At 38.2% G+C, this 25,096-nt stretch carries 21 protein-coding genes; 16 read left to right on the forward strand and 5 right to left on the reverse strand.

The genetic code is table 11. From position 1 onward, the window contains the following. Positions 1–27: 27 nt before the first annotated feature. The 9 genes from ABD909_RS04705 (at position 28) to truB (ending at position 9,659) form a co-directional block, all read left to right on the forward strand. Positions 28–447: a helix-turn-helix domain-containing protein gene (locus ABD909_RS04705; protein WP_345096809.1), complete on the forward strand. Its 420-nt coding sequence runs from the start codon at positions 28–30 to the stop codon at positions 445–447. Between the two features lie 127 nt (positions 448–574). After that, complete coding sequence (metK, locus tag ABD909_RS04710) at positions 575–1,843, forward strand: methionine adenosyltransferase (RefSeq protein ID WP_345096810.1); 1,269 nt, start codon at positions 575–577, stop codon at positions 1,841–1,843. After that, positions 1,840–2,541 (forward strand): tRNA (guanine(46)-N(7))-methyltransferase TrmB, encoded by a 702-nt coding sequence (locus tag ABD909_RS04715; RefSeq protein WP_345096811.1) that lies wholly within the window; start codon positions 1,840–1,842, stop codon positions 2,539–2,541. The genes metK and ABD909_RS04715 overlap by 4 nt, the downstream gene beginning before the upstream one ends. A gap of 150 nt (positions 2,542–2,691) precedes the next feature. After that, a complete protein-coding gene (rimP, locus tag ABD909_RS04720; RefSeq protein WP_345096812.1) occupies positions 2,692–3,303 on the forward strand; it encodes a ribosome maturation factor RimP in 612 nt (203 codons plus the stop codon). 62 nt (positions 3,304–3,365) lie between these two features. Then, positions 3,366–5,000, forward strand: a complete 1,635-nt coding sequence (gene nusA / locus ABD909_RS04725; RefSeq protein ID WP_345096813.1) for a transcription termination factor NusA — start codon at positions 3,366–3,368, stop codon at positions 4,998–5,000. Next, on the forward strand, positions 5,001–5,636 hold the full coding sequence (locus tag ABD909_RS04730; protein ID WP_345096814.1) for an RNA-binding protein: 636 nt from the start codon (positions 5,001–5,003) through the stop codon (positions 5,634–5,636). Next, positions 5,633–8,155 carry a translation initiation factor IF-2 gene (infB, locus tag ABD909_RS04735; protein ID WP_345096815.1) on the forward strand — a complete coding sequence of 841 codons (2,523 nt, stop codon included), beginning with the start codon at positions 5,633–5,635 and terminating at the stop codon, positions 8,153–8,155. The genes ABD909_RS04730 and infB overlap by 4 nt, the downstream gene beginning before the upstream one ends. 126 nt (positions 8,156–8,281) lie before the next feature. After that, positions 8,282–8,695, forward strand: coding sequence for a 30S ribosome-binding factor RbfA (rbfA, locus tag ABD909_RS04740; RefSeq protein WP_345096816.1), 414 nt, complete (start codon positions 8,282–8,284; stop codon positions 8,693–8,695). Between the two features lie 4 nt (positions 8,696–8,699). Continuing rightward, complete coding sequence (gene truB / locus ABD909_RS04745; protein WP_345096817.1) at positions 8,700–9,659, forward strand: tRNA pseudouridine(55) synthase TruB; 960 nt, start codon at positions 8,700–8,702, stop codon at positions 9,657–9,659. A gap of 469 nt (positions 9,660–10,128) precedes the next feature. Here truB and ABD909_RS04750 read toward each other — a convergent pair whose 3' ends face one another. Further along, positions 10,129–11,757, reverse strand: a complete 1,629-nt coding sequence (locus ABD909_RS04750) for an MFS transporter (protein ID WP_345096818.1) — start codon at positions 11,755–11,757, stop codon at positions 10,129–10,131. 322 nt (positions 11,758–12,079) lie between these two features. Between ABD909_RS04750 and rpsO the strand changes: the two genes are divergently transcribed. From rpsO to ABD909_RS04765, 3 genes are all read left to right on the forward strand, one after another. Next, the gene (gene rpsO / locus ABD909_RS04755; protein WP_006589006.1) at positions 12,080–12,349 is read left to right on the forward strand and encodes a 30S ribosomal protein S15; all 270 of its coding nucleotides are present in this window, start codon (positions 12,080–12,082) and stop codon (positions 12,347–12,349) included. A gap of 259 nt (positions 12,350–12,608) precedes the next feature. Beyond that, positions 12,609–14,810 (forward strand): polyribonucleotide nucleotidyltransferase, encoded by a 2,202-nt coding sequence (gene pnp / locus ABD909_RS04760; RefSeq protein WP_345096820.1) that lies wholly within the window; start codon positions 12,609–12,611, stop codon positions 14,808–14,810. 67 nt (positions 14,811–14,877) lie between these two features. Beyond that, positions 14,878–15,876 (forward strand): class I SAM-dependent methyltransferase, encoded by a 999-nt coding sequence (locus tag ABD909_RS04765; protein ID WP_345096821.1) that lies wholly within the window; start codon positions 14,878–14,880, stop codon positions 15,874–15,876. A 13-nt stretch (positions 15,877–15,889) separates the two neighbouring features. Here the strand turns inward: ABD909_RS04765 and hslU are convergent, their stop codons facing one another. After that, entirely contained in the window at positions 15,890–17,200 is a 1,311-nt protein-coding gene (gene hslU / locus ABD909_RS04770; RefSeq protein ID WP_345096823.1) for an ATP-dependent protease ATPase subunit HslU, read from the reverse strand. Next, the gene (gene hslV / locus ABD909_RS04775) at positions 17,201–17,782 is read right to left on the reverse strand and encodes an ATP-dependent protease subunit HslV (RefSeq protein ID WP_345096825.1); all 582 of its coding nucleotides are present in this window, start codon (positions 17,780–17,782) and stop codon (positions 17,201–17,203) included. A gap of 220 nt (positions 17,783–18,002) precedes the next feature. On the opposite strand from hslV, the gene ABD909_RS04780 reads away from it, so the two are divergent. The 4 genes from ABD909_RS04780 to ABD909_RS04795 all read left to right on the forward strand — a co-directional run bounded on the left by ABD909_RS04780 (position 18,003) and on the right by ABD909_RS04795 (position 22,502). Beyond that, positions 18,003–18,992 carry an asparaginase gene (locus ABD909_RS04780; RefSeq protein WP_345096881.1) on the forward strand — a complete coding sequence of 330 codons (990 nt, stop codon included), beginning with the start codon at positions 18,003–18,005 and terminating at the stop codon, positions 18,990–18,992. Positions 18,993–19,149: 157 nt separating this feature from the next. Continuing rightward, positions 19,150–20,094, forward strand: coding sequence for a type I pantothenate kinase (gene coaA / locus ABD909_RS04785; RefSeq protein ID WP_345096882.1), 945 nt, complete (start codon positions 19,150–19,152; stop codon positions 20,092–20,094). Positions 20,095–20,104: 10 nt separating this feature from the next. Beyond that, positions 20,105–21,481, forward strand: a complete 1,377-nt coding sequence (locus ABD909_RS04790) for a leucyl aminopeptidase family protein (RefSeq protein ID WP_345096826.1) — start codon at positions 20,105–20,107, stop codon at positions 21,479–21,481. A 151-nt stretch (positions 21,482–21,632) separates the two neighbouring features. Then, complete coding sequence (locus tag ABD909_RS04795; protein WP_345096827.1) at positions 21,633–22,502, forward strand: C40 family peptidase; 870 nt, start codon at positions 21,633–21,635, stop codon at positions 22,500–22,502. A 738-nt stretch (positions 22,503–23,240) separates the two neighbouring features. On the opposite strand, the gene ABD909_RS04800 is transcribed toward ABD909_RS04795, so the two are convergent. Continuing rightward, on the reverse strand, positions 23,241–23,657 hold the full coding sequence (locus ABD909_RS04800; RefSeq protein ID WP_345096828.1) for a (deoxy)nucleoside triphosphate pyrophosphohydrolase: 417 nt from the start codon (positions 23,655–23,657) through the stop codon (positions 23,241–23,243). Positions 23,658–23,793: 136 nt separating this feature from the next. Then, positions 23,794–25,026, reverse strand: coding sequence for a bifunctional glutamate N-acetyltransferase/amino-acid acetyltransferase ArgJ (gene argJ / locus ABD909_RS04805; RefSeq protein ID WP_345096829.1), 1,233 nt, complete (start codon positions 25,024–25,026; stop codon positions 23,794–23,796). Positions 25,027–25,096: the final 70 nt, after the last annotated feature.

Raw genomic sequence — 25,096 nt, forward strand, 5'->3', positions numbered from 1 at the left:
AAGTGCTGGAAATTAAAGAGTTGCATTATGGCCGAGACTAGAAAAAAACCCGATCCTATAGACATCTATGTTGGAACCCGTATTCGTTTACGTCGTAATATTTTAGGATTGACCCAAGAAAAACTAGGTGAAAAATTAGGTGTTACCTTCCAGCAAATTCAAAAATATGAAAAAGGTACAAATCGTATTGGAGCAAGCCGTCTTCAAGCAATTGCAGAAATTATGGATGTTCCTGTTTCTTATTTTTTTGATAAAGGTCTCCAGACACAGCACGTAGAAGGATTTACTGAAAGCGATAATGATTTTATAGACTTTTGCTCCAGTAATGAAGGTATACAATTAATGCGTGCTTTTACAAATATCTCTGATGCTAAAGTGCGTAGAAAAATCATTGACTTGGCAAAAGCATTGTCTGAAGAAGAATATGACAAACAAAATGTAAAATAAAGGTTACGTATTTTCTCTCCATGAAGTTTATAAATTGAGCATTGACGATTTGTCATGAGGTTGGCAAATAGGACCAGCTTTAACAGACAATTAATAACCTATTGGTTTTCTTTTTGAAGGAGTTCCTATGCCTCATCAAGATTATTTTTTTACGAGTGAGTCGGTATCTGAGGGACATCCTGATAAGATTTGCGATCGTATTTCCGATGAAATCGTTGATATGGTCTATAAAGAAGCACAAAAAACAGGTACAGATCCATGGTTGGTACGGGTCGCATGTGAAACTCTTGTGAGTGTGAATCGTGTTGTTATTGCTGGTGAAGTACGTGTTCCTGATACACTCTTAAAAAGAGATAAAAATAAAGAATTTATCTACGATGAAACTGGCTGTTTACTCATTAATCCTGCGCGTTTTCGTGCAGTAGCGCGTCATGCTATTCGCGCAATTGGTTATGAACAGGTAGGCTTCCATTGGAAAACTGTTAAAATTGATGTTCTTTTACGTCCTCAATCAACAGATATTGCACGCGGTGTTGATAATGCTACGGATCGACATGGTGAAGAAGGAGCAGGTGATCAGGGAATCATGTTTGGATATGCTTGTCGTGAAACACCAGATCTTATGCCAGCTCCTATTTATTATGCTCATAAAATTCTCAAACTTCTTGCTGCAGCCCGCCATAAAGGAGAAGGAGAAACTGGAAAATTGGGACCGGATGCAAAAAGCCAAATAACAATACGGTATAAAGATGGAAAACCTATAGAGGTAACGTCCATCGTTCTTTCAACACAACATTTAGATGAAAATTGGAATTCGGATAAAGTCCGTACAGTGGTTGAGCCTTATATTCGTCAAGCTTTACATGATATTCCCATTTCTACCCAATGTCGTTGGTATATTAACCCAACAGGAAAATTTGTCATCGGTGGTCCTCAAAGCGATGCTGGATTGACAGGACGTAAAATTATCGTTGACACTTATGGAGGCGCTGCACCTCATGGCGGAGGAGCCTTTTCAGGAAAAGATACAACAAAAGTTGATCGTTCCGCAGCCTATGCTGCACGTTATCTAGCTAAGAATATTGTTGCAGCTGATTTAGCAGAACGATGCACCATTCAAATCTCCTATGCAATTGGTATTGCACAACCCTTATCCATTTATTTGAATCTCCATGGAACAGGAAAGGTTGATGAAAAAATTCTTGAAAAAACTATCCGCAAAATCATGGATCTTTCACCGACTGGCATTCGAAAACATCTTAACCTCAATAAACCTATTTATACAAAAACAGCTGCTTATGGTCATTTTGGACGCACACCAAAACCTGACGGTTCATTTTCATGGGAAAAAACGGATCTTGTTCCAACACTTCAAACAATGATTAAAATGCCATGAATGACTATAATACATGTAGGTGTGAAGCTTTTTTTGGTCGCCGACAAGGAAAACGACTGCGAGACAGTCAGCTTGCACGTATGAAAATGCTGCTTCCAACTCTTCATATTGATTTAAATAATCCTGCCCCCTTAGATTTCATATCCTTATTTCCTAGTACAGTAAAAGAAGTTCGACTTGAAATTGGTTTTGGTGGTGGTGAACATTTATTGCATGAAATGGAATATCTTCCACAAACTGGTTTTATTGGCATTGAGCCCTTTACCAATGGTATGGCAAAAATATTACTGTCTCTTGAACAACATAAACAATATCAAAACCAACTTCGCCTTTATGATAATGATGCAACAATCCTTCTTGATTGGCTTCCAGATGCTTCACTTGATGGTATAGATCTTTTCTATCCTGATCCATGGCCCAAAAAAAAACATTGGAAACGACGTTTCATCAATATAAAAAATCTGAACCGTTTTGCTCGTGTTCTTAAAACAGGAAAAAAATTTCGTTTTACCAGCGATATAGACAGTTATGTAAACTGGACCCTCTATCATTGTGCACAACATCATCATTTTGAGTGGGAGGCAGAAAACCCTAAGGATTGGAAAACGCCTTATCCGCTATGGATAAGTACGCGCTATGAAGCAAAAGCTCTACGTGAGGGACGAATACCTGCCTATCTTAGCTTTATAAAGAAATAAATGGTGAAATGCTTTTCTTATAAACAACTTGAAAAATTTTGAATTTAAGAGTAGTAATATTGAAATTCTTGGTCTTATGATGAAGAGTGGGACATTGGACCCGCTCTTTTTTAATGTCATAAACTAGTGAAAATGACTTGGATAAAATGTATGAACGAAACTGAAAAAATAAGCGATCTTGATGAACCACGTCTGTTTGAAGAAGATGGTATCGAAGCGCGCATTGGGGTTCTTATCACACCATTGCTTAAGCCTTTAGGTTTTCGTTTGGTTCGCGTAAAGTTGCTTGGTTTAAATGGTTTAACACTTCAAATTATGGTAGAACGTGCTGATGGCTCTATGACCGTAGAAGATTGCGAAACCATTAGTAGAACTGTTTCGCCTCTTCTTGATGTGCAAAATGTTATCGAACGCAAATATCATTTAGAAATTTCATCACCTGGGATTGATCGTCCTCTGGTAAGGAAATCTGACTTTTTTCACTGGCAAGGACATCTTGCAAAGATTGAAACCAAAATAACAATTGATGGCCGCCGTAAATTTCGTGGAATACTTAAAAATATCACGCAAAATGGATTTACTTTAAACACTGATAAAGCTGCTTATGGAGAAGCTATGTATATCTCTATCCCCTTTTGTGATATCATAAATGCGCATTTGGTGCTAACAGATGAACTTATTCGCGATGCATTGAAAAAAAATAAAGATTTAAATCCACAATTCATTCCCGAAGATCATCCTCATATCTCAAAACAGACGTAAAATTACAAAAATTAATATCACTGGGAAATGCCCCTTGTGTGGCACAAAGAAGGAGAAAATTGATGGCTACAAGCGCTAACAGGCTTGAAATTCTGCAAATTGCAGAAGCTGTTGCACGTGAAAAGTCAATTGACCGTGAAATTGTTATTTCTGCAATGGCTGATGCTATTCAGAAAGCAGCACGTTCTCGTTATGGTCAAGAAACCAATATCCGTGCTGAAATCAATTCCAAAACAGGTGAAATTAAACTACAACGCCTACTCAAAATTGTTGATGTCGTTGAAGATTATACAAGTGAAATAGCTTTGTCCGATGCACTTAAACGTCAAACAGATGCAAAAATTGGTGATTTTTTTGCTGATCTTTTACCTCCTATGGATTTTGGGCGTATCGCAGCACAATCTGCTAAACAGGTTATAGTACAAAAGGTACGCGATGCAGAACGTGAACAACAATATGAGGAATTTAAAAATAAAATTGGTGAAATTATTTCTGGTACCGTGAAACGTGTGGAATATGGCAATGTTATTGTTGATCTAGGACGGGGTGAAGCTATCGTGCGTCGTGATGAATTAATTCCCCGTGAATCTTTCCGTTATGGAGATCGTATCCGTGCCTTTGTCAACGATGTGCACCGTGAATCGCGTGGTCCGCAAATTTTCCTTTCGCGCACACATCCTCAATTTATGGTAAAATTGTTTACCATGGAAGTACCGGAAATCTATGATGGTATTATAGAAATTAAATCCGTTGCCCGTGATCCAGGTTCACGTGCTAAAATTGCTGTTATCTCACGCGATGGTTCCATTGATCCTGTTGGAGCGTGTGTGGGAATGCGAGGAAGCCGTGTACAAGCTGTGGTCGCAGAACTACAAGGTGAAAAAATTGATATTATTCCTTGGTCCCCTGATGCAGCAACGTTTATCGTTAATGCGCTACAACCTGCTGAAGTTTCAAAAGTTGTACTTGACGAAGATGCAGAACGCATTGAAGTCATTGTGCCTGATGACCAACTTAGCCTTGCTATTGGACGGCGTGGACAAAATGTTCGTTTAGCCTCGCAATTAACAGGATGGAATATTGATATTTTAACGGAAAAGGAAGAATCTGAAAATCGTCAAAAAGAATTTACTGAACGTAGTAAACTTTTTATGGAATCTTTAGATGTTGACGAAATGATTGGGCAGGTTATGGCATCAGAGGGTTTTTCTTCTATTGAAGAAATTGCCTATATTGATCTTGAAGAAATTGCCTCTATTGATGGTTTTGATCAGGAAACTGCTGCTGAAATCCAAAACCGTGCGCGCGAATATCTCGAACATAAAGAAAAAGAACTTGATGAAAAGCGCAAAAAACTCGGTGTTAGCGACGAATTGCGAGCACTGCCTGGTATGACAAGTGCTATGTTAGTTGCGATTGGCGAAGATGGTGTAAAGACAATAGAAGACTTTGCTGGCTACGCAGTCGATGATTTGGCTGGTTGGAGAGAACGTAAAGAAGGTCAAACACAAAATTTTGCTGGCATCCTAACTCCATTTGATATTACACGTGCTGATGCAGAAGCGATGGTTTTAGCGGCACGTGTGCAAGCAGGCTGGATAAACGAAGCTGATCTTGTTAAAAAAGAAATTCTCGCTGAGAATGAAAACTTTGCAAAAGATGAAAACATCGATAATTTGAACGTGGATGAACTTTAAATGAATGAACGGACTTGCATTGTGACCAGAAAAAACGCTTCAGCAAAAACGCTGATCCGTTTTGTTATTGGTCCCAATAATCAAATTGTCCCCGATCTTAAAGCCAACTTACCAGGACGTGGTGTTTGGGTTTCTGCTCATCATTCTATCATTGAGAAAGCCATTAAACAGAAAGCTTTTCATAAAAGTTTTAAAAAAGAAGTTGAGGTTGCACCAAATCTTGCACATATTGTTGATACACTTTTAATAAAATCTGCTCTTGCAAGCCTTTCTATGGCGAAAAAAGCAGGTGCCGTTGTTATGGGAGCAACAAAAGTTGATGCTGCTATCCGCTCTGGTCAGGTTATTCTCGTACTTCATGCTAAAGAAACTAGAGAAGATGGGAAACGAAAAATTGCACAAGCTATTCATACAGTACAACAACAAACAAATCGGAATATAAAAACCATATCTTTATTTACAAGTAATGAAATGCGGGTGGCTTTTGGTGCTAATCCTGTTATGCATGCAGCCTTATTAGATATTAAAGCTGCCGAAGTGTTTCTCAAAACGATACATAAACTACTCGTCTATCGTGATGAAAAGTACAGCAAGTCTGGTGAGATGACGGTTCAAACCGTGAAGGAAGTACAATGAGTGAAAAGAATAACGACAAAATAACAGTCAAAAGGACCCTAACCCTCAAGCGGTCGGTCCTAGAAATGAGTACGGTTAAACAAAATTTTAGCCATGGCCGTACAAAGGCTGTGGTTGTCGAAACCAAACGGCGTAAAATTACACGACCTGAAGAAAAAACTGAAATACAACAGCCGATTACGAAACCGCATGTAGCTTCTCAACGCTCTAAGCCGCGATATGAAGAAGAAAAACCGAGCAAACCTGTCGCGAAGAGTAATCTCTCATCTACTGAAATGGAAGCGAGGCTTCGTGCATTAGAAGAAGCACATATCCAAGAAAAAATAATCCGTGAACAAGCTGAAGAAGAAGCAAGACGTGCAAAAGAGCGTGAAGAAAGTTTGCAGCAGTCAATTCAAGAAACAGAAATATATCAAGAAGAAGAAAAACCGCCGGTAGAGACACCACCTCTTAACTCCACACCCTCTATTATAGAACCGATAGACATTCCTATTGCGCCTAAAAATACAACTGTGGTTGAAAAACGTAAAGCAGATGAAAATAAAGAAGAAGATCGACATAGTCGACGTACTAACCCCGTGAAATCAGAAGTTCGTGCACCAAAGGTCGTAAAAGGAGCAGATGAACGACGTCGTGGAAAACTCACTCTCAATAGTGCTTTAGACGAAGAAGGGAGTGCACGTGGACGCTCAATGGCTGCGATGCGTCGCAGGCAGGAGAAATTTAAACGAGCACAAAACCAAGAACCAAGAGAAAAAATTTCTCGCGAAGTTGTTCTTCCTGAAACCATTACAATTCAAGAACTCGCACAGCGTATGACTGAGCGTTCCGTTGATGTTATTAAATTTTTAATGAAACAGGGACAAATGATGAAACCTGGCGATGTTATCGATGCAGATGTTGCTGAACTTATCGCTGTTGAATTTGGTCATACTGTCAAACGTATTTTAGAATCTGATGTGGAAGAAGGTATTTTTAATATTGCTGATAATCCTCAAAAAATGCGTTCTCGTCCACCCGTTGTAACGATTATGGGCCATGTCGACCATGGAAAAACTTCTCTTCTTGATGCTATTCGAAAAGCCAATGTTGTTTCTGGTGAAGCAGGTGGTATTACGCAGCATATTGGCGCTTATCAAGTAGAACAAAATGGTCAAAAAATTACCTTTATTGACACACCCGGACACGCTGCCTTCACAGCTATGCGTGCTCGTGGTGCTCGTGTTACCGATATTGCCGTCCTCGTTGTCGCAGCTGATGATAGTGTCATGCCGCAGACGATTGAATCAATCAATCATGCCAAAGCTGCTGGCGTACCTATTATTGTTGCTATTAATAAAATTGATAAACCAGCTGCGAATGCTCAAAAAGTGCGTACAGAACTTTTACAGCATGAAGTCTTTGTTGAAACAATGGGTGGTGAGACTTTGGACGTTGAAGTTTCTGCTAAAACTGGCCAAAATCTTGATAAACTTCTCGAAGCTATTCTCCTTCAAGCTGAAATGCTCGATCTCAAAGCAGATCCTCAACGAACAGCAGAGGGTGTTGTTATTGAGGCCAAATTGGATCGTGGTCGTGGCTCTGTTGCAACAGTTCTTGTGCAAAAAGGTACATTGCATCCTTCTGATATTATTGTTGCCGGTAATGAATGGGGGCGCGTGCGTGCTTTGATCGATGACTATGGTCGTCACGTCAAAGAAGCGGTTCCTTCTACACCTATTGAAATTTTAGGTATGCAGGGAACACCACAAGCGGGTGATCGTTTTGCTGTTGTTAGTCATGAAGCAAAAGCACGCGAGATTGCTGAATATCGCCAGCGATTAGCACGTGATAAAGCTGTCGCTCGACAAACTGGTTCTCGTGGTTCTCTTGAACAAATGATGACAAAATTGCAAACCACTGGCATTAAAGAATTTCCTCTTATTATTAAAGGAGATGTACAGGGATCAATCGAAGCAATCGCTTCAGCATTAGAAAAACTCGGAAATGAAGAGGTGCGTGCACGCATTGTGCATTCTGGTGCTGGAGGTATCACTGAAAGTGATATTTCTCTTGCGGAAGCTTCTAACTCAGCTGTGATTGGCTTTAATGTTCGTGCTAACAAACAGGCACGTGATTCTGCTAAAACGCAAGGCATTGAAATTCGCTATTATAATATCATTTATGATCTTGTTGACGATATAAAAGCTGCCATGTCAGGATTGCTTTCACCAGAACAGCGCGAAACTTTCCTTGGTAATGCTGAAATTTTAGAAGTCTTTAACATTACAAAAATCGGAAAAGTTGCGGGTTGTCGCGTTACAGAAGGTAAAATAGAACGGGGAGCTGGTGTTCGCCTTATCCGTGATAATATTGTCATTCATGAAGGAAAACTGAAAACACTCAAACGCTTCAAAGATGAAGTCAATGAAGTACAAAGTGGTCAAGAATGCGGTATAGCCTTCGAAAACTATGAAGATATACGCGCAGGAGATATGATTGAAACCTTCCGTATCGAACATATTAATCGCACATTATGAAATCATCCAATGACTTTGCTCAATCAAAAAATGAGGAACGTTATTGGATTTCTATGAAACGCCTCTGTTTTTCCTTAATCTTTTAAGATGGTCAAAAAAGAGAGTGTAATAAGGATAAAGATTTTGATGAAAAATGCAGGGCCATCACAACGGCAACTCAGAGTAGGAGAACAAGTGCGCCATGCAGTAGCACATATATTACAGCGCGGTGTTCTCCTTGAAGATCTCTTGAAAAATATGGTGGTTTCAGTTTCTGAAGTACGCATGTCACCAGATTTAAAAATTGCTACCTGCTTTATTTCTCCTCTCAGCACTGTTGAGAATGCATCTCATGTTGATATCGTTGACATCCTCAATAAACATAGCCGTTTTATCCGTAGAGAAATCAGTCATGCGTTGCGTCAGATGAAATATATGCCTGAACTGCGTTTTCGACTTGATAGCAGTTTTGATAATTTTTCAAAAATTGATGCCCTGCTCCGCTTACCTGAGGTAGCACGTGATCTTCAACAGAATGATAATGATGAATTTGAGGATTAAAAGCATGGTACGGCAATGTAAAAAAAAAGGCCGTTCTGTTTCTGGCTGGGTTATATTTGATAAACCAAAGGGAATGAGATCGACAGAAGCTGTTTCAAAAATCAAATGGCTCTTTCATGCACAAAAAGCAGGGCATGCGGGTACACTGGATCCTCTTGCTTCTGGTCTCCTCCCCATTGCATTGGGTGAGGCAACTAAAACCGTTTCTTACGTGATGCAAGGTACAAAAACCTATCGTTTTCACATAGCGTGGGGTGAAGAACGATCAACAGATGATCTAGAAGGAGAAGTAATTAAGACATCTCCCAAACGTCCAACAAAAGAAGAGATTCTTGCCCTTCTCCCTCAATATACAGGTGTTATTCTGCAAACACCTCCGCAGTTTTCGGCAATTAAAATTTCTGGTAATCGTGCCTATGATTTAGCCCGTGAAGGTGAAATTGTTGAAATTCCACCGCGTCAAGTGGAAATAGAAACCTTTAAATTAATAGAAAATCCGACCAGAGAATATTCTGTCTTTGAAATAACCTGCGGAAAGGGGACCTATGTGCGCTCCCTGGCACGTGATATGGGACGTGATCTTAAGTGCTATGGGCATATAGCTGATTTAAGACGTATTGCAGTAGCACCGTTTTGTGAAAATGATCTCATCACATGGAACATGCTAAAAGCAGCAGAATTGAGTAAAAATATAAAAAATGAAAATAATACTTCTTCCAAAAGAAACTTTTCAACCCTCGATGCACTTTTAATGGAGACAGGGGCTGCTCTGAATTGTCTCCCTCATTACACTCTTAGTGAACCCCAAGCACAGCGGATTATGATGGGCACTCCAGTGCCTCTTTGTAATCACAATGCATCTCTTTATGAAGATGAGGTCTGTGTTTTTTATAAAGGGCAACTTCTTTCTATAGGTAGCCTTAACAAAAGCCTATTCAAACCAAAACGGATTTTCACAATTTGATTTATTCTTTCTTATAACAATCTTTTGTAAAAAGGTTTTTCTCATATCAATAAAAAGAAGATAACCCTTTTCATTATCTTATACTTAGCCTTTTACAATAATTTGTATCGAAAATCTGAAATCTGTTATGTGTTCGAAAGTCTAATTCTTGCTTGCATAATAAAGAATAAAGACTACTTTTTTATTTTAAATTGTCTCTTTAATCATTATTGGATATATGGATACATACTATCATGTTAAGAAATTGTTGTGGAATAGAAAAACAGGCTTTAGCTTAAACAAATTGCAATATTTGTAATTTTTCATTATTTGTTTAAAATAAATCTGCCCACAATTTACCAGTAGTATAAAGTGTTCATTAATCTCTATAATTGCTATTATTTTGTTCATATAAACAAATTTATCCATAAAATAATGATATTGCATACATTGAATAGACTGTGAGAAAACTGTTTTCGTCCCCTTATAATCAAGGTAATTGATCAGCAGAAGACTTTAAAATCATTTCATCTGCTTGTGGTATTGTTTGTCGTTCAATCATGCGGTGTACTCTTATACCGTTAGGCGCACAATTTAAGTGACGCAGAAGTTTATTTACCTCTGCATCTGCTTTTATGCGACGGTGATTATGGCGTAAATAATCGATCCATGTTGGCATATGATATGCTTCTGTCCAATATTGGGGTCTTTCAAGATCGCGTAAGAGAACCCATTGGCGAGCTCCATCACGTAAACGAATATGGCGACGACGTGTCATGACTTTGAGAAATTCTTCAAGATCATTTTCATGAATTTGATAATCGATCATAATCATGATCGGGCCACTCCTTGCTTTTAGGTCTAGTAAAAGTTCTGGTTCTCTGAAATGATCAAGCGGATCCAAATCTATCTGGGGAATTTCTTGAATTCTAAACTTTATCCCCGCCAAGGCTCCAAAAACCAAGAAGAGAGAACAAATACTCAAAGCAACAGTCGGAGAATAACCATCAGCTAAAGCACCCCAAATTGCACTTCCAACAGCCATCCCTCCATATGAGGCCGTTTGATAAAGCGCTAAAGCACGTGCCACAACCCAACGTGGTGTAGAAAGCTGTACAGATGTATTAAACAGCGATAATGCTAAAACCCAACATAAGCCGGCAGGAAATAAGGCAATATGGCTTATAATAAGTGAGCGGCTCATTGCCAAACAAAAGCAAGAAACAGCAAAGCCAATAAATGCGCTTGCAATAATTGTCTCTAAACGAAAATAACTTCGTACGGATGAATTAATTATACCTGCTATCATGGCTCCAAAACCAAAACAACCGAGTAATGTACCGTAAAGAAGCGCACTTCCTCTAAGGATATTATGCACAACAATTGGCAAAAGAGCCAAAATTGAAATCGCTCCAATACCAAAAATAAACGCTCTTACCATAATACTGATAAGATTAGGTGACATCGCAACATAACGCAAACCATCTGAGACAGCTCCTAAAAGTCTTTCTCGTGGCAAAGTGTTGTTTTCATAGTTTGGTTTCCAAAAAAACAAAGCACCAATTAAGGGAATGTAACTTATCGCATTAAACAAAAAAGCAGCGGCTGCACCTAACGTTGCAATGACAGCACCACCAATAGCAGGTCCTACACTACGCATCAGATTAAAACCAACACTGTTCAAACTCACAGCAGCAGGAATATTTTCTCTGCTCACAATATCTCCTATTGTCGCCTGCCAAGAAGGATTATAAAAGGCTGTTCCACAGCCAATTAAAAATGTGAAGCATAATAACAGTGAAGGTGTTAGAAAGCTCATATAGGATAAAATAGCCAAACTCATGGATATAACCATCATCATAATCTGCGCGCACAACATAATTTGGCGGCGATTAAAATTGTCAGCTAATGCTCCTGCCATGAGAGAGAATACAACAAGTGGTAAAGTTGTCGCACTTTGAACAAGTCCAACCATGGAATGCGAAGAACTAATCAACGCCATTAACCACCCTGCTCCAACAGCCTGTATGAGTCCTCCTAAATTAGAAATCAGAGTGGATGACCACAAATTTCGAAATACCGAATTACGAAAAAGTTTGAATGTTGAAATGCTTTGCACCTTTTGCCTCCAAATCGGTATTTATCGCGTTTATTGTCATACACAAACTCTGTGACGCAGTAATCTTTGTATCAAAAAAATGCATAATCCTTTAAAAACTTTTTATCTCTCTCAGTTAACAAGCAATATTTCAAAACAAAATCATCTTTTTAAAGAAGGTCTTCAAAGTGCTTTTAAGGGCTAGCATTTTAACCTCCTTTCCTATATAAATGTCAATATAGGTAAGAGTTTTAAACTCTTCTTGTTTTTTCAAAGGCCCTTGCTGAACGACATCTCGGCTATGGGTGGCTTTTGGTGTTTTGTTTTTTGAAAGGATAATACGATGTCGATTACAGCTGAACGTAAACAAGCTCTTATCGCAGAATATGCAAATAAAGTTGGTGATACAGGATCACCAGAAGTACAGGTTGCTGTACTTTCTGAACGTATTTCTAATTTAACGAACCATTTTAAATCACACAAAAAGGATAACCATTCCCGTCGTGGTCTTTTAAAGATGGTCTCTCAACGCCGTCGTCTTCTTGATTATCTTAAAGGAGTTGATCAAAACCGTTATCAAACACTTATCAAGAAATTAGGTTTGCGTCGCTAGAAAAAATAGGTGGGTGGTTTTTCTACGAAATCCACCCATTTTTTACTGTTGTTAAAAACTGATGAGGAACCATTATGAAGCAGGATTGCTAGTATGAAGCAGGATTGCTAGTTGGTTCGCGTTTAAATTGTAATTTATTTTTCTCTTCTCGCGAAAAAACTGTAATGTCTTGTTATCCTGCCCATGGTTTTAAAATCTGCTATGCAAAACCAGAATGTAAGCACTCAAAGATGTGAACACTGGTTATTAAGGATAAAAAATGTTCAAAACGCACAAGATAGAAATTGAATGGGCTGGTCGGCCACTCACAATTGAAACAGGAAAAATAGCACGTCAAGCTGATGGTGCAGTTATCGCCACCTATGGAGAAACCATTGTCTTAGCAACCGTTGTATCGGCAAAAAATTCAAAACCAGACCAAGATTTTTTTCCGCTTACAGTTAATTATCAAGAAAAATCATATGCTGTTGGTAGAATACCAGGGGGTTATTTAAAACGTGAAAGCCGACCAACTGAAAATGAAACTTTGATTTCACGTTTGATTGATCGTCCAATTCGTCCCCTTTTTGCTGACGGCTATAAAAATGATACACAAGTTATCGTTTCCGTTATACAGCATGATCTTGAAAATAATCCCGATATCCTTGCAATGATTGCAGCTTCTGCTGCATTGACTCTCTCAGGCGTTCCTTTCATGGGCCCTATTGCTGGTGCTCGTGTTGGCTACTGTAACGGACAATATGTTCTCAACCCTCATATCGATGAGATGCCTGAATCAAAACTTGATCTTGTTGTTGCCGGAACAGAGAGTGCTGTGTTGATGGTTGAATCAGAAGCACAAGAGTTACCGGAAGATATCATGTTGGGTGCCGTTATGTTTGGGCACAAAGGTTTGCAGCCTGTTCTTGATGCCATTATAAAACTTGCTGAAGTCGCCGCAAAAGATCCACGTGATTTCGTCCCTGAAGATCTCTCTGATCTCGAAAAAACTATGCTGGAAATGGCCGAACAGGATATAAGAGAGGCTTATACAATTACCGATAAACAAGAGCGTTACGCTGCAATTGATGCTCTTAAAACAGAAGTCATCAATAAATTTACATCAGAAACAGAAGAGAACTGTAAGTTTAGTGCTGACCAAATTGCAAACGTTTTTAAACAGTTGCAAGCAAAAATTGTTCGCGGAAATATTCTTGATACAGGAAAACGTATTGATGGACGTGATCTTTCAACAGTACGTCCCATCCAATCAGAAGTTGGTCTCTTACCACGAACCCATGGATCTGCACTTTTTACCCGTGGAGAAACACAAGCAATGGTTATTGCAACACTGGGAACAAGTGAAGATGAACAGTATGTGGATTCCTTGACAGGTATGTATAAAGAAACATTTCTCCTTCATTACAATTTCCCACCATTTTCAGTAGGTGAAACAGGGCGTCTTGGTTCTCCTGGTCGCCGTGAAATTGGACATGGAAAATTGGCATGGCGTGCTCTCCACCCTATGCTGCCAACAAAAGAATCTTTTCCTTATACTATTCGCGCTGTTTCAGAAATTACTGAATCCAATGGGTCCTCTTCCATGGCAACGGTTTGCGGAACTTCACTTGCACTCATGGATGCCGGTGTTCCTCTGACACGTCCCATCGCAGGTATTGCTATGGGATTAATTAAGGAAGGTGAGCGCTTTGCTGTTTTATCTGATATTTTAGGAGATGAAGATCATCTTGGGGATATGGATTTTAAAGTGGCAGGAACAGAAAATGGTATTACTGCCTTGCAAATGGATATTAAAATTGATGGTATTACCGAAGAAATTATGAAAATTGCACTTGAACAAGCTAAAAGTGGTCGAATTCATATCCTTCACGAAATGAGCAAAGCTTTAACCAGTGCACGAGCTGAACTCAGCGAGTTTTCTCCACGTATTGAAGTGATGAATATTGCTGTTGATAAAATTCGTGATGTCATCGGCTCTGGTGGTAAGGTTATTCGAGAAATCGTTGAACAAACTGGAGCAAAAATCAATATTGAAGATGATGGAACAATTAAAATTGCTTCCGCTGATGCTAAAACCATTGAAGCAGCAAAGCGCTGGATCCACTCTATTGTCGATGAGCCTGAAATTGGTGCTATCTACCAAGGGACAGTTGTAAAAACTGCAGAATTCGGTGCATTTGTAAATTTCTTTGGTTCACGTGATGGGCTTGTTCATATCTCTCAACTTGCCTCAGAACGCGTCACAAAAACAACAGATGTTGTTAAAGAGGGTGATAAAGTTTGGGTAAAACTCATGGGTTTTGATGAACGTGGTAAAGTTCGCTTATCAATGAAAATTGTCGATCAGCAAACCGGTGAAGAAATTACGAATGACAGGCCAATAAAAGAAGAACAAGACAAGTGCATGGATGAAAAAAACAAATCTGAAAATAAGCGCCGTCGTAAGAAAAAAGAAGAGTAATCTTTTCTCTTGTTATACAATGCCATTCTCATATGAGAATGGCATTTTTTCTTTGAAAGAGCTATATGTGTTATTGTTTTTACCTTTTGAAAACCACAACCTTCCTTTTCCTAATCCAAGCCAATCATGGTTGAGTTTTGGGTTAACTGAAATTCCTAGATCAGAGTGGAGGAAAAACTTAAAAGTTATAACGCCGTGGCGATCAAATTTTTTAAAATTTGCCAATGCTCAGTTTCATTGTGCACCTCAAATAGATAAAAATTTTATCTATGATGGTGCACTTTTACACTTGAGCAAATATCGTGGTTTTAACCAAAATTGTTTCCTTGATTTATTAGAATGTGTGAAGCCTGGTGGATGGATTATTATTGGTGGAGATAAAACTGTTGGTGCTGCTTCAATGATGAAATGGGTCAAAACATTTATTCCCATCACCGATAAATTATCTAAAAATCATGGACTGGTATTCTGGCTTCAAGTTCCACAACAAATAGACATACAGAAGATTGCACAGTTACGCTCACCAGCACTCTCTTTTGAAAATAAATTTCAAACAACTTCTGGCATGTTTTCGCATGGTCGTATTGATCCTGGATCTGCCGCACTTGCTCAGCATATGTGTGAAATTATTTCTGGAAAAACTGCTGATTTTGGCGCTGGTTGGGGTTTTCTTTCTTACACTGCACTTGAAAAAAGTGAAAAACTAACAACTCTTGACCTCTATGAAGCCGATTATAATGCTTTGAAAGCAGCCAAAAAACACCTTGAACACGTAACAACTTCTTGCCCCATTCATTTTTATTGGTATGATCTGATGCATGAACCAATCACAGAACTCTATGATACAATCATTTCAAACCCGCCATTTCATACACAACAAACGACAGACGTCTCATTAGGACAACATTTTATTATAAATGCTGCAAAATGCCTAAAGCTAGGTGGACATCTGCTTCTTGTCGCCAATAGCCACCTGCCTTATGAAACATTGTTAAAAGACATTTTTCACACAGTCTTGATACATGAAAAAGCCCATGGTTTCAAAGTTATCCAAGCACGCAGATAAAACAAATGATACTTTAAAGAATGAAGCGCGAAAGATCAATATCAGCAGCGAGATCACCTATTGATTTTCTGACATAAGCAGCGTCAACTTTAAATGATGTGCCAGCTTTATCAGGTGCTGTAAAAGAAATTTCATCCAAAACACGCTCCATTACCGTTTGCAAACGACGTGCCCCTATATTTTCAATCCTTGCATTTAAATCCACAGCAATATCTGCCAAAGCATCAATTGCATCATCGGTAATTTCTAAATGAACTTCCTCCGTTGCCATTAAAGCAACATATTGCTTGATGAGACTTGCTTCAGGTTCGGTAAGAATACGACGTAAATCTTCCCTTGTAAGAGCATTGAGTTCTACGCGGATGGGCAAACGTCCCTGAAGTTCTGGCAACAAATCAGATGGTTTGGCAACATGAAATGCACCCGATGCAATAAAAAGAATATGATCTGTTTTGATTTGCCCATATTTTGTAGCAATTGTTGTTCCTTCAACTAATGGTAAAAGATCGCGTTGGACACCTTCACGCGAAACAGCAACGCTTCCCCCACCATCCCTCGTTGCAATTTTATCAATTTCATCGATAAAAACAATTCCATCATTTTCAGTAACACGAAGTGCTTCTTGAATAATTTGATCTTGGTCAAGAAGTTTTTCGGATTCATCATCAATAAGAGGCTTAAAAGCATCCTTTACTGTTGTTTTGCGGACCTTTGTACGACTTCCCATTTTACCAAAAATATCCGACAAATTCATAATTCCCATTTGTGCACCAGGCATTCCAGGAATTTCAAAGGTTGAAGCACTATTGCTATTATTATCGGCTACTTCAATTTCAATCTCTTTTTCATCCAATTCACCTTCGCGCAATTTTTTGCGAAAACTATCACGGGTAGCGGGACTTGCTGTCTTGCCAACAAGCGCATCTAAAACACGCTCTTCAGCATTCATGTGAGCCTTTACTTTAACTTCCTCGCGTTTTTTTTCACGCACAAGAGAAATGGCAATCTCAACAAGATCACGAATAATTTGTTCAACATCGCGCCCCACGTAACCAACTTCAGTAAATTTAGTCGCTTCTACTTTAACAAAAGGGGCTCCAGCAAGTTTTGCTAACCGACGCGCTATACCTGTTTTACCAACACCTGTTGGTCCTATCATCAAAATATTCTTTGGCATGACCTCTTCACGCATAGGGCCATCAAGCTGTTGTCTACGCCAACGATTACGCAATGCAATAGCAACAGAACGTTTGGCATCATTTTGACCAATAATAAAACGATCAAGTTCAGAAACAGTCTCACGAGGGGAAAATACAACACACATTCAAATAGCTTTCTCTAAAGAAGATAATTCTGCATCCAATGTTTCAATTGTAAAATGATCATTGGTGTAAACACAAATTTTAGCGGCAATATCCATAGCTTTACGGGCAATCGTTTCAGCATCAATATCCATATCCATGAGTGCCCGCGCAGCTGAAAGAGCAAAATTGCCTCCAGAACCTATTGCCATAACCCCATCTTCTGGTTCTAAAACATCACCAAGTCCTGTTAAAGCTAAAGTTACTTTTTTATCCGCAACAAGCATCATTGCCTCAAGACGACGTAAATAGCGATCTGTTCGCCAGTCTTTTGCAAGCTCTACACAAGCACGCATAAGTTGATCAGGATATTGTTCAAGCTTAGTTTCTAATCTTTCCAGCAAAGTAAAAGCATCTGCTGTGGCACCTGCAAAACCAGCAATAACTGCTCCACCTTTCCCAAGACGACGAACTTTACGTGCATTGCCTTTCATAATCGTCTGCCCCAGTGAAACCTGACCATCACCGGCTATTACGACTTTGCCACCTTTTCGTACAGTAATAATAGTAGTACCATACATTATATCTGGCTTATGTTCTGCCATAAGGAAACTCCTTGAATATTAATTTCTTTTCTTAATATTGATTTCTTTCCATTAAATGTAAAATCTAATCATTATTGTCCCTATTTAAGAACATATATTGCAAAACACAATGATTTAGCACAATTCAATTTGTTAAAATAAAAAAATGAGTGCATTGTTATCGATGCAAATTATTGTTAAATAGCTTTTTAAACAATTTGCGTCTTCTAAGAGAAAAATGATGAAAAAAATAGCAATCGGGACATTGGGAGGAACAATTGCAATGGCTGCTGATGATTTTGACCAAATGCAACCGACATTAACCTCAGATATCCTTATCAAAAGTGTTCCTGGCTTAAATAACGTTGCTGATATTCATGCCCAAACACTCACACAATTGCCTAGTGGATCTTTATCTTTTAAAATTCTTTTTGAAATCATAAAATGGGCAAAAAAACAAATAGAAACTGGTGCACAAGGTATTGTTTTAACTCAAGGGACTGATACTCTAGAAGAGACAGCATTTTTTCTTTCTCTTTATTGGGATAAAGCAGAACCCCTTGTTATAACTGGTGCTATGCGTATGCCTCATGAAGCAGGTGCTGATGGACCAGCCAATGTTTTAGCAGCAACACGTGTTGCTGCTCATCCACAAAGTCGTAACAGAGGCGTTCTCGTAGTGATTAACGATAGCATTCACTCACCTTATTGGGTTCAGAAAAATCATACTGTTAAAATTGAAACATTTCAATCAGGGATGACAGGTATTTTAGGTGCTCTTTTGGAAGGAAAACTCATTTATTTTAATGATCGAATTTTTTTTCCAAAAACATTTGATCTTCCCCAAAATTATGAACACCAAGTTGCTCTCCTATACTCCTCTTTATCATCTGATACAGAATTAATTAAATTCTGCCTTGAGAGTGGGCAGTATGCTGGGCTTGTCATTGCTGGTTTTGGATCAGGACATTGTAGTTTTGAAAAAGCAGATATTGTGCGACAATATACACAAAAAATGCCCATTATTATTGCTAGCCGTATTTGTACTGGCTCAACAACTCGCACAACTTATGGTTATAAAGGCTCAGAAGTCGATTTGATTGCTTCTGGTGCTCTTATGTCTGGTTATTTATCAGCAGTAAAAGCGCGTTTACTTTTATGGGCTTTTTTGGCACAAGGATACTCATTGACACAAATCAAGGCTCACTGGGATGAATGGACTATAAGCTAACGAAAGATTATTTATTATCTCAAAGAATAAAAACATGTAAAACAGCTTGCATGTCTCTATTCTTAATCAATTGCTTCGGCAAAAAGGTCTCAATTGAAAACAAATGATTGATATGATTCTCTCAAAAATTGATCAAAGAGATAATTTGGTCAAATCTATTTCTGATCGATACTCACCCTATCGTATCTTTACTGCACAAGAATGGTCAGAGTTTCGTGCAGATACACCACTTACTTTGACCTTTGATGAAATTAAACGTTTACGCTCAATCGATGATCCAATTGATCTTGAAGAAGTGCAACGTATTTATCTTTCTTTATCGCGTCTACTCTCATGTCATGTTGAAGCAGTACAAGGACTTTTTCACAAGCGTCAACAATTTTTACATCAAGAAGGAATGCGAAAAACGCCTTTTATCATTGGGATTGCTGGCTCTGTTGCGGTGGGAAAATCAACTACCGCTCGTATTCTTCAAGAACTTTTAAAACGTTGGACATCTAGCTTGAAAGTTGATTTAATTACAACGGATGGTTTTCTCTATCCTAATGCTGTTTTACAGAAAAAAAATCGTATGAATCGTAAAGGTTTCCCAGATTCTTATGATATCAAAAAATTGCTAAGTTTTCTTTCTGCTATAAAAGCTGGTATTGGCAATGTTAGTGCTCCACTTTATTCGCATATGGCTTATGATGTTTTAGAAAATCAAACTATTACTATTGACCACCCTGATATATTAATCATTGAAGGTATTAATGTCCTGCAAGTCAGTGATCTTCCTAAAGATGGCAAAATTATTCCTTTTGTTTCAGACTTTTTTGATTTCTCAATTTATGTAGATGCTGAAACAGAAGTCATTCGACACTGGTATTTAGAACGTTTTAAACGTTTGCGTAAAACAGCTTTTCAAAATTCTGAATCTTATTTTCATCGTTATGCACTCCTGCGTGAAGAGGAATCCTTAAAAATTGCTGAAAATATCTGGCAAACAATTAATTTGAAAAATTTACAAGAAAATATATTGCCAACACGACCACGGTCTAATCTCATTCTACGCAAAGGGAAAAACCATTTGGTTGAATATGTTGCACTTCGACGATTATGAGGATTTCACAATGAAGCATTTACATCACATTTTTTTTAGCCAAAAACCTCTCGATAATAGCTGTCCTATATTCTTGGTAAACCCTGAAAGTCTTGCTGATTTATCAATTGATGCTTCAACAAAAGCATGGATGAGAGTTCATGATTTCACTGGCAAAGCAGGACAAATACTCTTCATACCCCATGAAACAGGGCATTTGAAAAAAGTTTTCTTTGGACTTGGCAATGGTGATGAAACTTTTATCACAGGGCTTCTCGCTAAAAAACTTCCTGCTGGTCAATGGCATTTAGAAGGAGAAGCTTCCCATGAAATGAATACTTATCTTGGATTAGCATTTGGAAGTTATCAATTTAATCGTTATCGCCAAAACCCTTCCTCTAAAATATTGTCAATCTATGTTAACGATACGGTTAATTTTGATGAGCTTCAAAGAATTTATAAAACTGTCTTTTTTGTCCGTGATCTTATCAATATTCCAGCCAATGATATGAATCCCGATACTCTCGAGGAAGAAGCACGGCAATTGGCTAAAGCTTATGGTGCTGATATAAAAAGTATTTGTGGTGATGATCTCTTAACATATAATTTTCCTATGATCCATGCTGTAGGACGTGCCAGTAGCACTGCACCACGACTGATTGAACTGCACTGGGGCCAAGAAAATCATCCTAAAATAACATTGGTTGGTAAAGGTGTAACCTTCGATACTGGAGGCCTTGATATTAAATCAGCCAATAATATGTCACTCATGAAAAAAGATATGGGAGGTGGAGCACATGTTTTGGGATTGGCTAAACTTATCATGGATGCTAAATTACCTTTTCGTCTACGCGTTTTAATACCAACTGTTGAAAATGCAATTTCTGCTCATGCTTATAGACCAGGCGATATTCTCCAAAGTCGTAAAGGTTTAAAAGTTGAAGTTGGTAATACAGATGCTGAAGGGCGACTTATCCTTGCCGATGCACTTGCTTATGGTGATGAAGAAAGTCCACAATTTATGCTTTGTATGGCAACTTTAACGGGAGCAGCGCGTATAGCATTAGGACCAGATCTTCCAGCATTTTATTGTAATAATTCACTATGGGCGCAACAAATTTCTCAGTCTGCCCACTCTGTTTGTGATCCCCTTTGGCAAATGCCACTTTGGAAGCCTTACCTAGAAACGTTATCGTCACCAATCGCTGACTTGAACAATATAACTGGAAATAACTTTGCTGGTTCTATAATTGCTGCTTTATTTCTTAACTCTTTTGTTGAAAAAACCAAATATTTTGCACATTTTGATCTCTATGGCTGGATTCCAAAAGAAAAACCAGGCTTTCCTGTTGGTGGATCGGCACAAACTATTCGTGCTCTTTACAATCTTTTTAAAAACCAAAATTAAACACAAAATTTCCATAAAGATGGACAATTTTGAGGTTTCAGAAGAATCATCTTATTGCTTTAAAGTTATGTTCTGTCTTTTATTTAAAGATGAGAAATCTGCCTACATGGTGACTGCAAACCCATTTAAAGATAAAATGAAAGGGAAATAAATGTTTTCTAGAGATCGGAGACTAAATGCATTCAGAGACGATATAGCAGATAAACGTCTTGAAAAAGAAGTTACAGCACAGCGCTTTGTGCAAGGCGAAACAAAACGTGTTAATGTACCTGTCGCTGGATTGTTTAAAGAAGACAATAAAAAAAGTGAAATGCAAACAGAGTGCTTATTTGGAGAAGAACTTCTCATCTTTGAACAGAAAAGCCCTATGTCGTGGGGACAGTCTCTCAAAGATGGTTATGTTGGCTATATTGACACAAAAGCACTTTGCACATCAACCGTAAAACAAACACATGTTGTTTCAGCTCCACGTACTTTTCAATATTTCCAAGCTGACTTGCGTGGACCAGTAGAATATCCTTTGTCCATGGGAAGTAAGGTAAGCGTTGTTAATGAAGTTGAAGTCCGTGAAACCAAGTATTCTATACTTGAAAATGGGAGTGCAATCATTAGCAGTCATCTCAGTCCGATTGGCCAAATCGTGTATAAAGACTATGTTAAGGTCGCTGAAATGTTGACTCATACACCTTATCTTTGGGGTGGAACTAGTAGTTTTGGAATTGATTGCTCAGGACTGGTCCAGCTTTCTATGACAATGGCTGGTCAAGTGGTTTTACGCGATACTGACATGCAACAAAAAACTGTAGGAATTCCACTCTCAGAAGGTGATAAACTTCAACGAGGTGATTTGGTTTTTTGGAAAGGTCATGTTGCTATTATGACGGATCATGAAAATATTATTCATGCAAATGGTTCCTCTATGGATGTTATGGTCGAACCACTAGAAGAAGCAACTACACGTATTGCTCAAAAATATCAACGACATCCCATAGCAAGACGTCGTCCAATATTAGAAATGTAAGTGGTATTTTTTATATGAGTACAACTCACAAATATTTCTATTGTTATATTCTGTCATGGAATCTGAAGTCTTAAAAATCTATATGCAATTCACGTATTGGGGAGATTGTGATAATTCACCGCCCCATTTATTGAAGTTTTCATGAAAATGCGCTTTATGCAACTTAAATCAGAAAAACATAAAATGATTAATCTAAAAGATTAAAATTATTATTAGGAATTACCATTTTTTTCTTATTCAACTCCATAGCTTTTAAAAGCTATGGAGGCTTTACGGCACCTTATGTTTTTTCTCTCGTTCTTTCATGAAATCTAATATTTTTATAATAGATATCCTCATATCTTTGTGCTGATTGTATTGCTTTCTCATATACATCAATCAAAATCATTCACTTGTCAGTTATATAAGCAAGGTGGACATGTAAGTAATATAATGATGTCAGCTTGCACCTTCATAAAGATAAAAATAGTACGACCCAATGAATTTTATATTATCTTCTTCACAAACATAGTCGTGAAATGCACTCAAAAATATTTTTTTCAAAATGAGCACACATTATGGCGCTCTATGTTGTATAATAAGTATGATCCTATATTCAAAGAATGCAATAAATAAAAATACGAAGCATTGTGTTATCTCCATTATTTAAAGAATATTGCTGTGTCTATTTTTGAACAGCTCAAAACTGAATTAAAAAAGATATCCTTTATTTGTAAAGGATATTGTTTTTTCAAGGATTTATTTAAGAAGAAAATTTTTTAGAAGCTTCACCAATGGCTTATCAGCATCAGGCATAGGATATTTCTCAAGATCACCAATAAAAACCCATTTTAAATTTTGTCCTTCTCGCCCTTGAGCCACACCTTCATAATGGCAACAAAGATACAATGGCATTAGGAGATGAAATGTGTCGTAGCTATGGCTTGCAAATGTTAAGGGCTGTAAATTATCTGCCTGAACATGAATACCAAGCTCTTCTTCTAATTCACGAATTAATGACGCTTCTGGAGTTTCACCTTGTTCAACCTTTCCACCAGGAAACTCCCATAAACCAGCTAGTGATTTTCCTTGAGGACGTTCTGTAAGCAAAACACAATTATCTTTATCTAGTAATGCACACGCAACAACAAGAAGAAGTGAACTTTTTGTACACATACCACCCTCCAAAAAGGATAAGGATAAAGATAAACATCTCTTTTGTATTACCCTCTACTTCGAAATGAAAGCGCTAAAATGCTCCCTACTCTCCCTAAATATACAGTTGCCTGATGTCAAATTTATGATGTATCCATTAACTTCTGTAATCCCCATTAATCGTAACGTATTCTTTCGTCAAATCGCAAGACCAAACTGTCGCCGTACCAACGCCCAAACCCACATCAACACGAATTGTGATGTGCTTACCTCGCATATAAGCGGCTATTGTTTTTTCGCAATATTCAGGATCTCGTTCACCATTGACAGCTAAGCGATATTCCCCAAACCAAATCGTCAACAGATCACGATCTACTTCAACACCTGCCTTGCCAACTGCCATTACTACTCGTCCCCAGTTAGCATCTTCACCAGCAATAGCGGTTTTTACAAGAGGTGAATTTGCAATTGATAGAGCAATCGTTTTTGCAGCATCGTCTGTTGTTGCACCAATCACATTCACTTCAATTAAATGGCGTGCGCCTTCTCCATCACAAACAATTTGTAGTGCAAGCTCATGCAAAAGCGCACGCAAATGCTTTGAAAATATCTCATAACGTGGATCAGCTTTCTGTGTAAGGGGAGAAAATTTTTCTTTTCCTATCGCAAATATCATGAGTGTGTCTGATGTTGAAGTATCACTATCGACAGTAATCGAATTGAAAGAGCTCTGAACCGCTTCTGATAACATTAATTGAAGTATATCCGAAGAAATTCCTGCATCGCTTACAACAAAAGAAAGCATCGTTGCCATATCTGGTGCGATCATACCAGCACCCTTTGCAATCCCATTAATGGTAACAATCTCTCCCCCGTAGTCAAATCTACGCGTAGCAAGTTTTGGAAACGTATCAGTCGTCATAATGGCTTTTGCAGCCTCTAACCAATGCCCCTCTTCTGCTGTTTCTAGCATATTTGGTAAAAGACTTACAATAGACGATGAATCCATTGGCTCACCAATAACACCTGTAGAAGCTATAAAAATTTCATTTTCTCTCACCTTCAAAGCACTCGCCGCTGCGCATATGATTTCATTGGTTGTATCTCTTCCTTTACGTCCTGTAAAAGCATTTGCATTCCCAGAATTAACCACAACTCCCCTCGCAACTCCATGAGGAAGCGATATCCGACAATGTTCCACAGGAGCAGACGGACATTTCGAACGAGTAAAAACACCTGCAACACTTGCTGGTTTATCAAAGATGATGAAAAGAAGATCTGTACGACCTTTATATTTAATCCCAGCTTCAGCTGTCGCTATCCGTACACCAGATAGAGGCGGAAGCTCCTGTATGTTTTGCGGAGATAAAGGAGATATTTTTAAAACCACACTATGCTTTCCATAAAAACAAATAAAATGATTGCAGAGTAATAATTTTTCATAAAATAACTGCTAGGCT

Origin of the sequence: Bartonella acomydis (genome assembly GCF_039543025.1) — a bacterium.
In the GTDB taxonomy this organism is placed as follows: domain Bacteria; phylum Pseudomonadota; class Alphaproteobacteria; order Rhizobiales; family Rhizobiaceae; genus Bartonella; species Bartonella acomydis.

Bases quoted from the DNA above. Each gene is read 5' to 3' on its own strand.
- ABD909_RS04705 (WP_345096809.1), top strand. From the start codon at position 28: ATGGCCGAGACTAGAAAAAAACCCGATCCTATAGACATCTATGTTGGA.
- metK (WP_345096810.1), top strand. From the start codon at position 575: ATGCCTCATCAAGATTATTTTTTTACGAGTGAGTCGGTATCTGAGGGA.
- ABD909_RS04715 (WP_345096811.1), top strand. From the start codon at position 1,840: ATGAATGACTATAATACATGTAGGTGTGAAGCTTTTTTTGGTCGCCGA.
- rimP (WP_345096812.1), top strand. From the start codon at position 2,692: ATGAACGAAACTGAAAAAATAAGCGATCTTGATGAACCACGTCTGTTT.
- nusA (WP_345096813.1), top strand. From the start codon at position 3,366: ATGGCTACAAGCGCTAACAGGCTTGAAATTCTGCAAATTGCAGAAGCT.
- ABD909_RS04730 (WP_345096814.1), top strand. From the start codon at position 5,001: ATGAATGAACGGACTTGCATTGTGACCAGAAAAAACGCTTCAGCAAAA.
- infB (WP_345096815.1), top strand. From the start codon at position 5,633: ATGAGTGAAAAGAATAACGACAAAATAACAGTCAAAAGGACCCTAACC.
- rbfA (WP_345096816.1), top strand. From the start codon at position 8,282: ATGAAAAATGCAGGGCCATCACAACGGCAACTCAGAGTAGGAGAACAA.
- truB (WP_345096817.1), top strand. From the start codon at position 8,700: ATGGTACGGCAATGTAAAAAAAAAGGCCGTTCTGTTTCTGGCTGGGTT.
- rpsO (WP_006589006.1), top strand. From the start codon at position 12,080: ATGTCGATTACAGCTGAACGTAAACAAGCTCTTATCGCAGAATATGCA.
- pnp (WP_345096820.1), top strand. From the start codon at position 12,609: ATGTTCAAAACGCACAAGATAGAAATTGAATGGGCTGGTCGGCCACTC.
- hslU (WP_345096823.1), bottom strand. From the start codon at position 17,200: ATGTGTGTTGTATTTTCCCCTCGTGAGACTGTTTCTGAACTTGATCGT.
- hslV (WP_345096825.1), bottom strand. From the start codon at position 17,782: ATGGCAGAACATAAGCCAGATATAATGTATGGTACTACTATTATTACT.
- ABD909_RS04780 (WP_345096881.1), top strand. From the start codon at position 18,003: ATGAAAAAAATAGCAATCGGGACATTGGGAGGAACAATTGCAATGGCT.
- ABD909_RS04790 (WP_345096826.1), top strand. From the start codon at position 20,105: ATGAAGCATTTACATCACATTTTTTTTAGCCAAAAACCTCTCGATAAT.
- ABD909_RS04795 (WP_345096827.1), top strand. From the start codon at position 21,633: ATGTTTTCTAGAGATCGGAGACTAAATGCATTCAGAGACGATATAGCA.
- ABD909_RS04800 (WP_345096828.1), bottom strand. From the start codon at position 23,657: ATGTGTACAAAAAGTTCACTTCTTCTTGTTGTTGCGTGTGCATTACTA.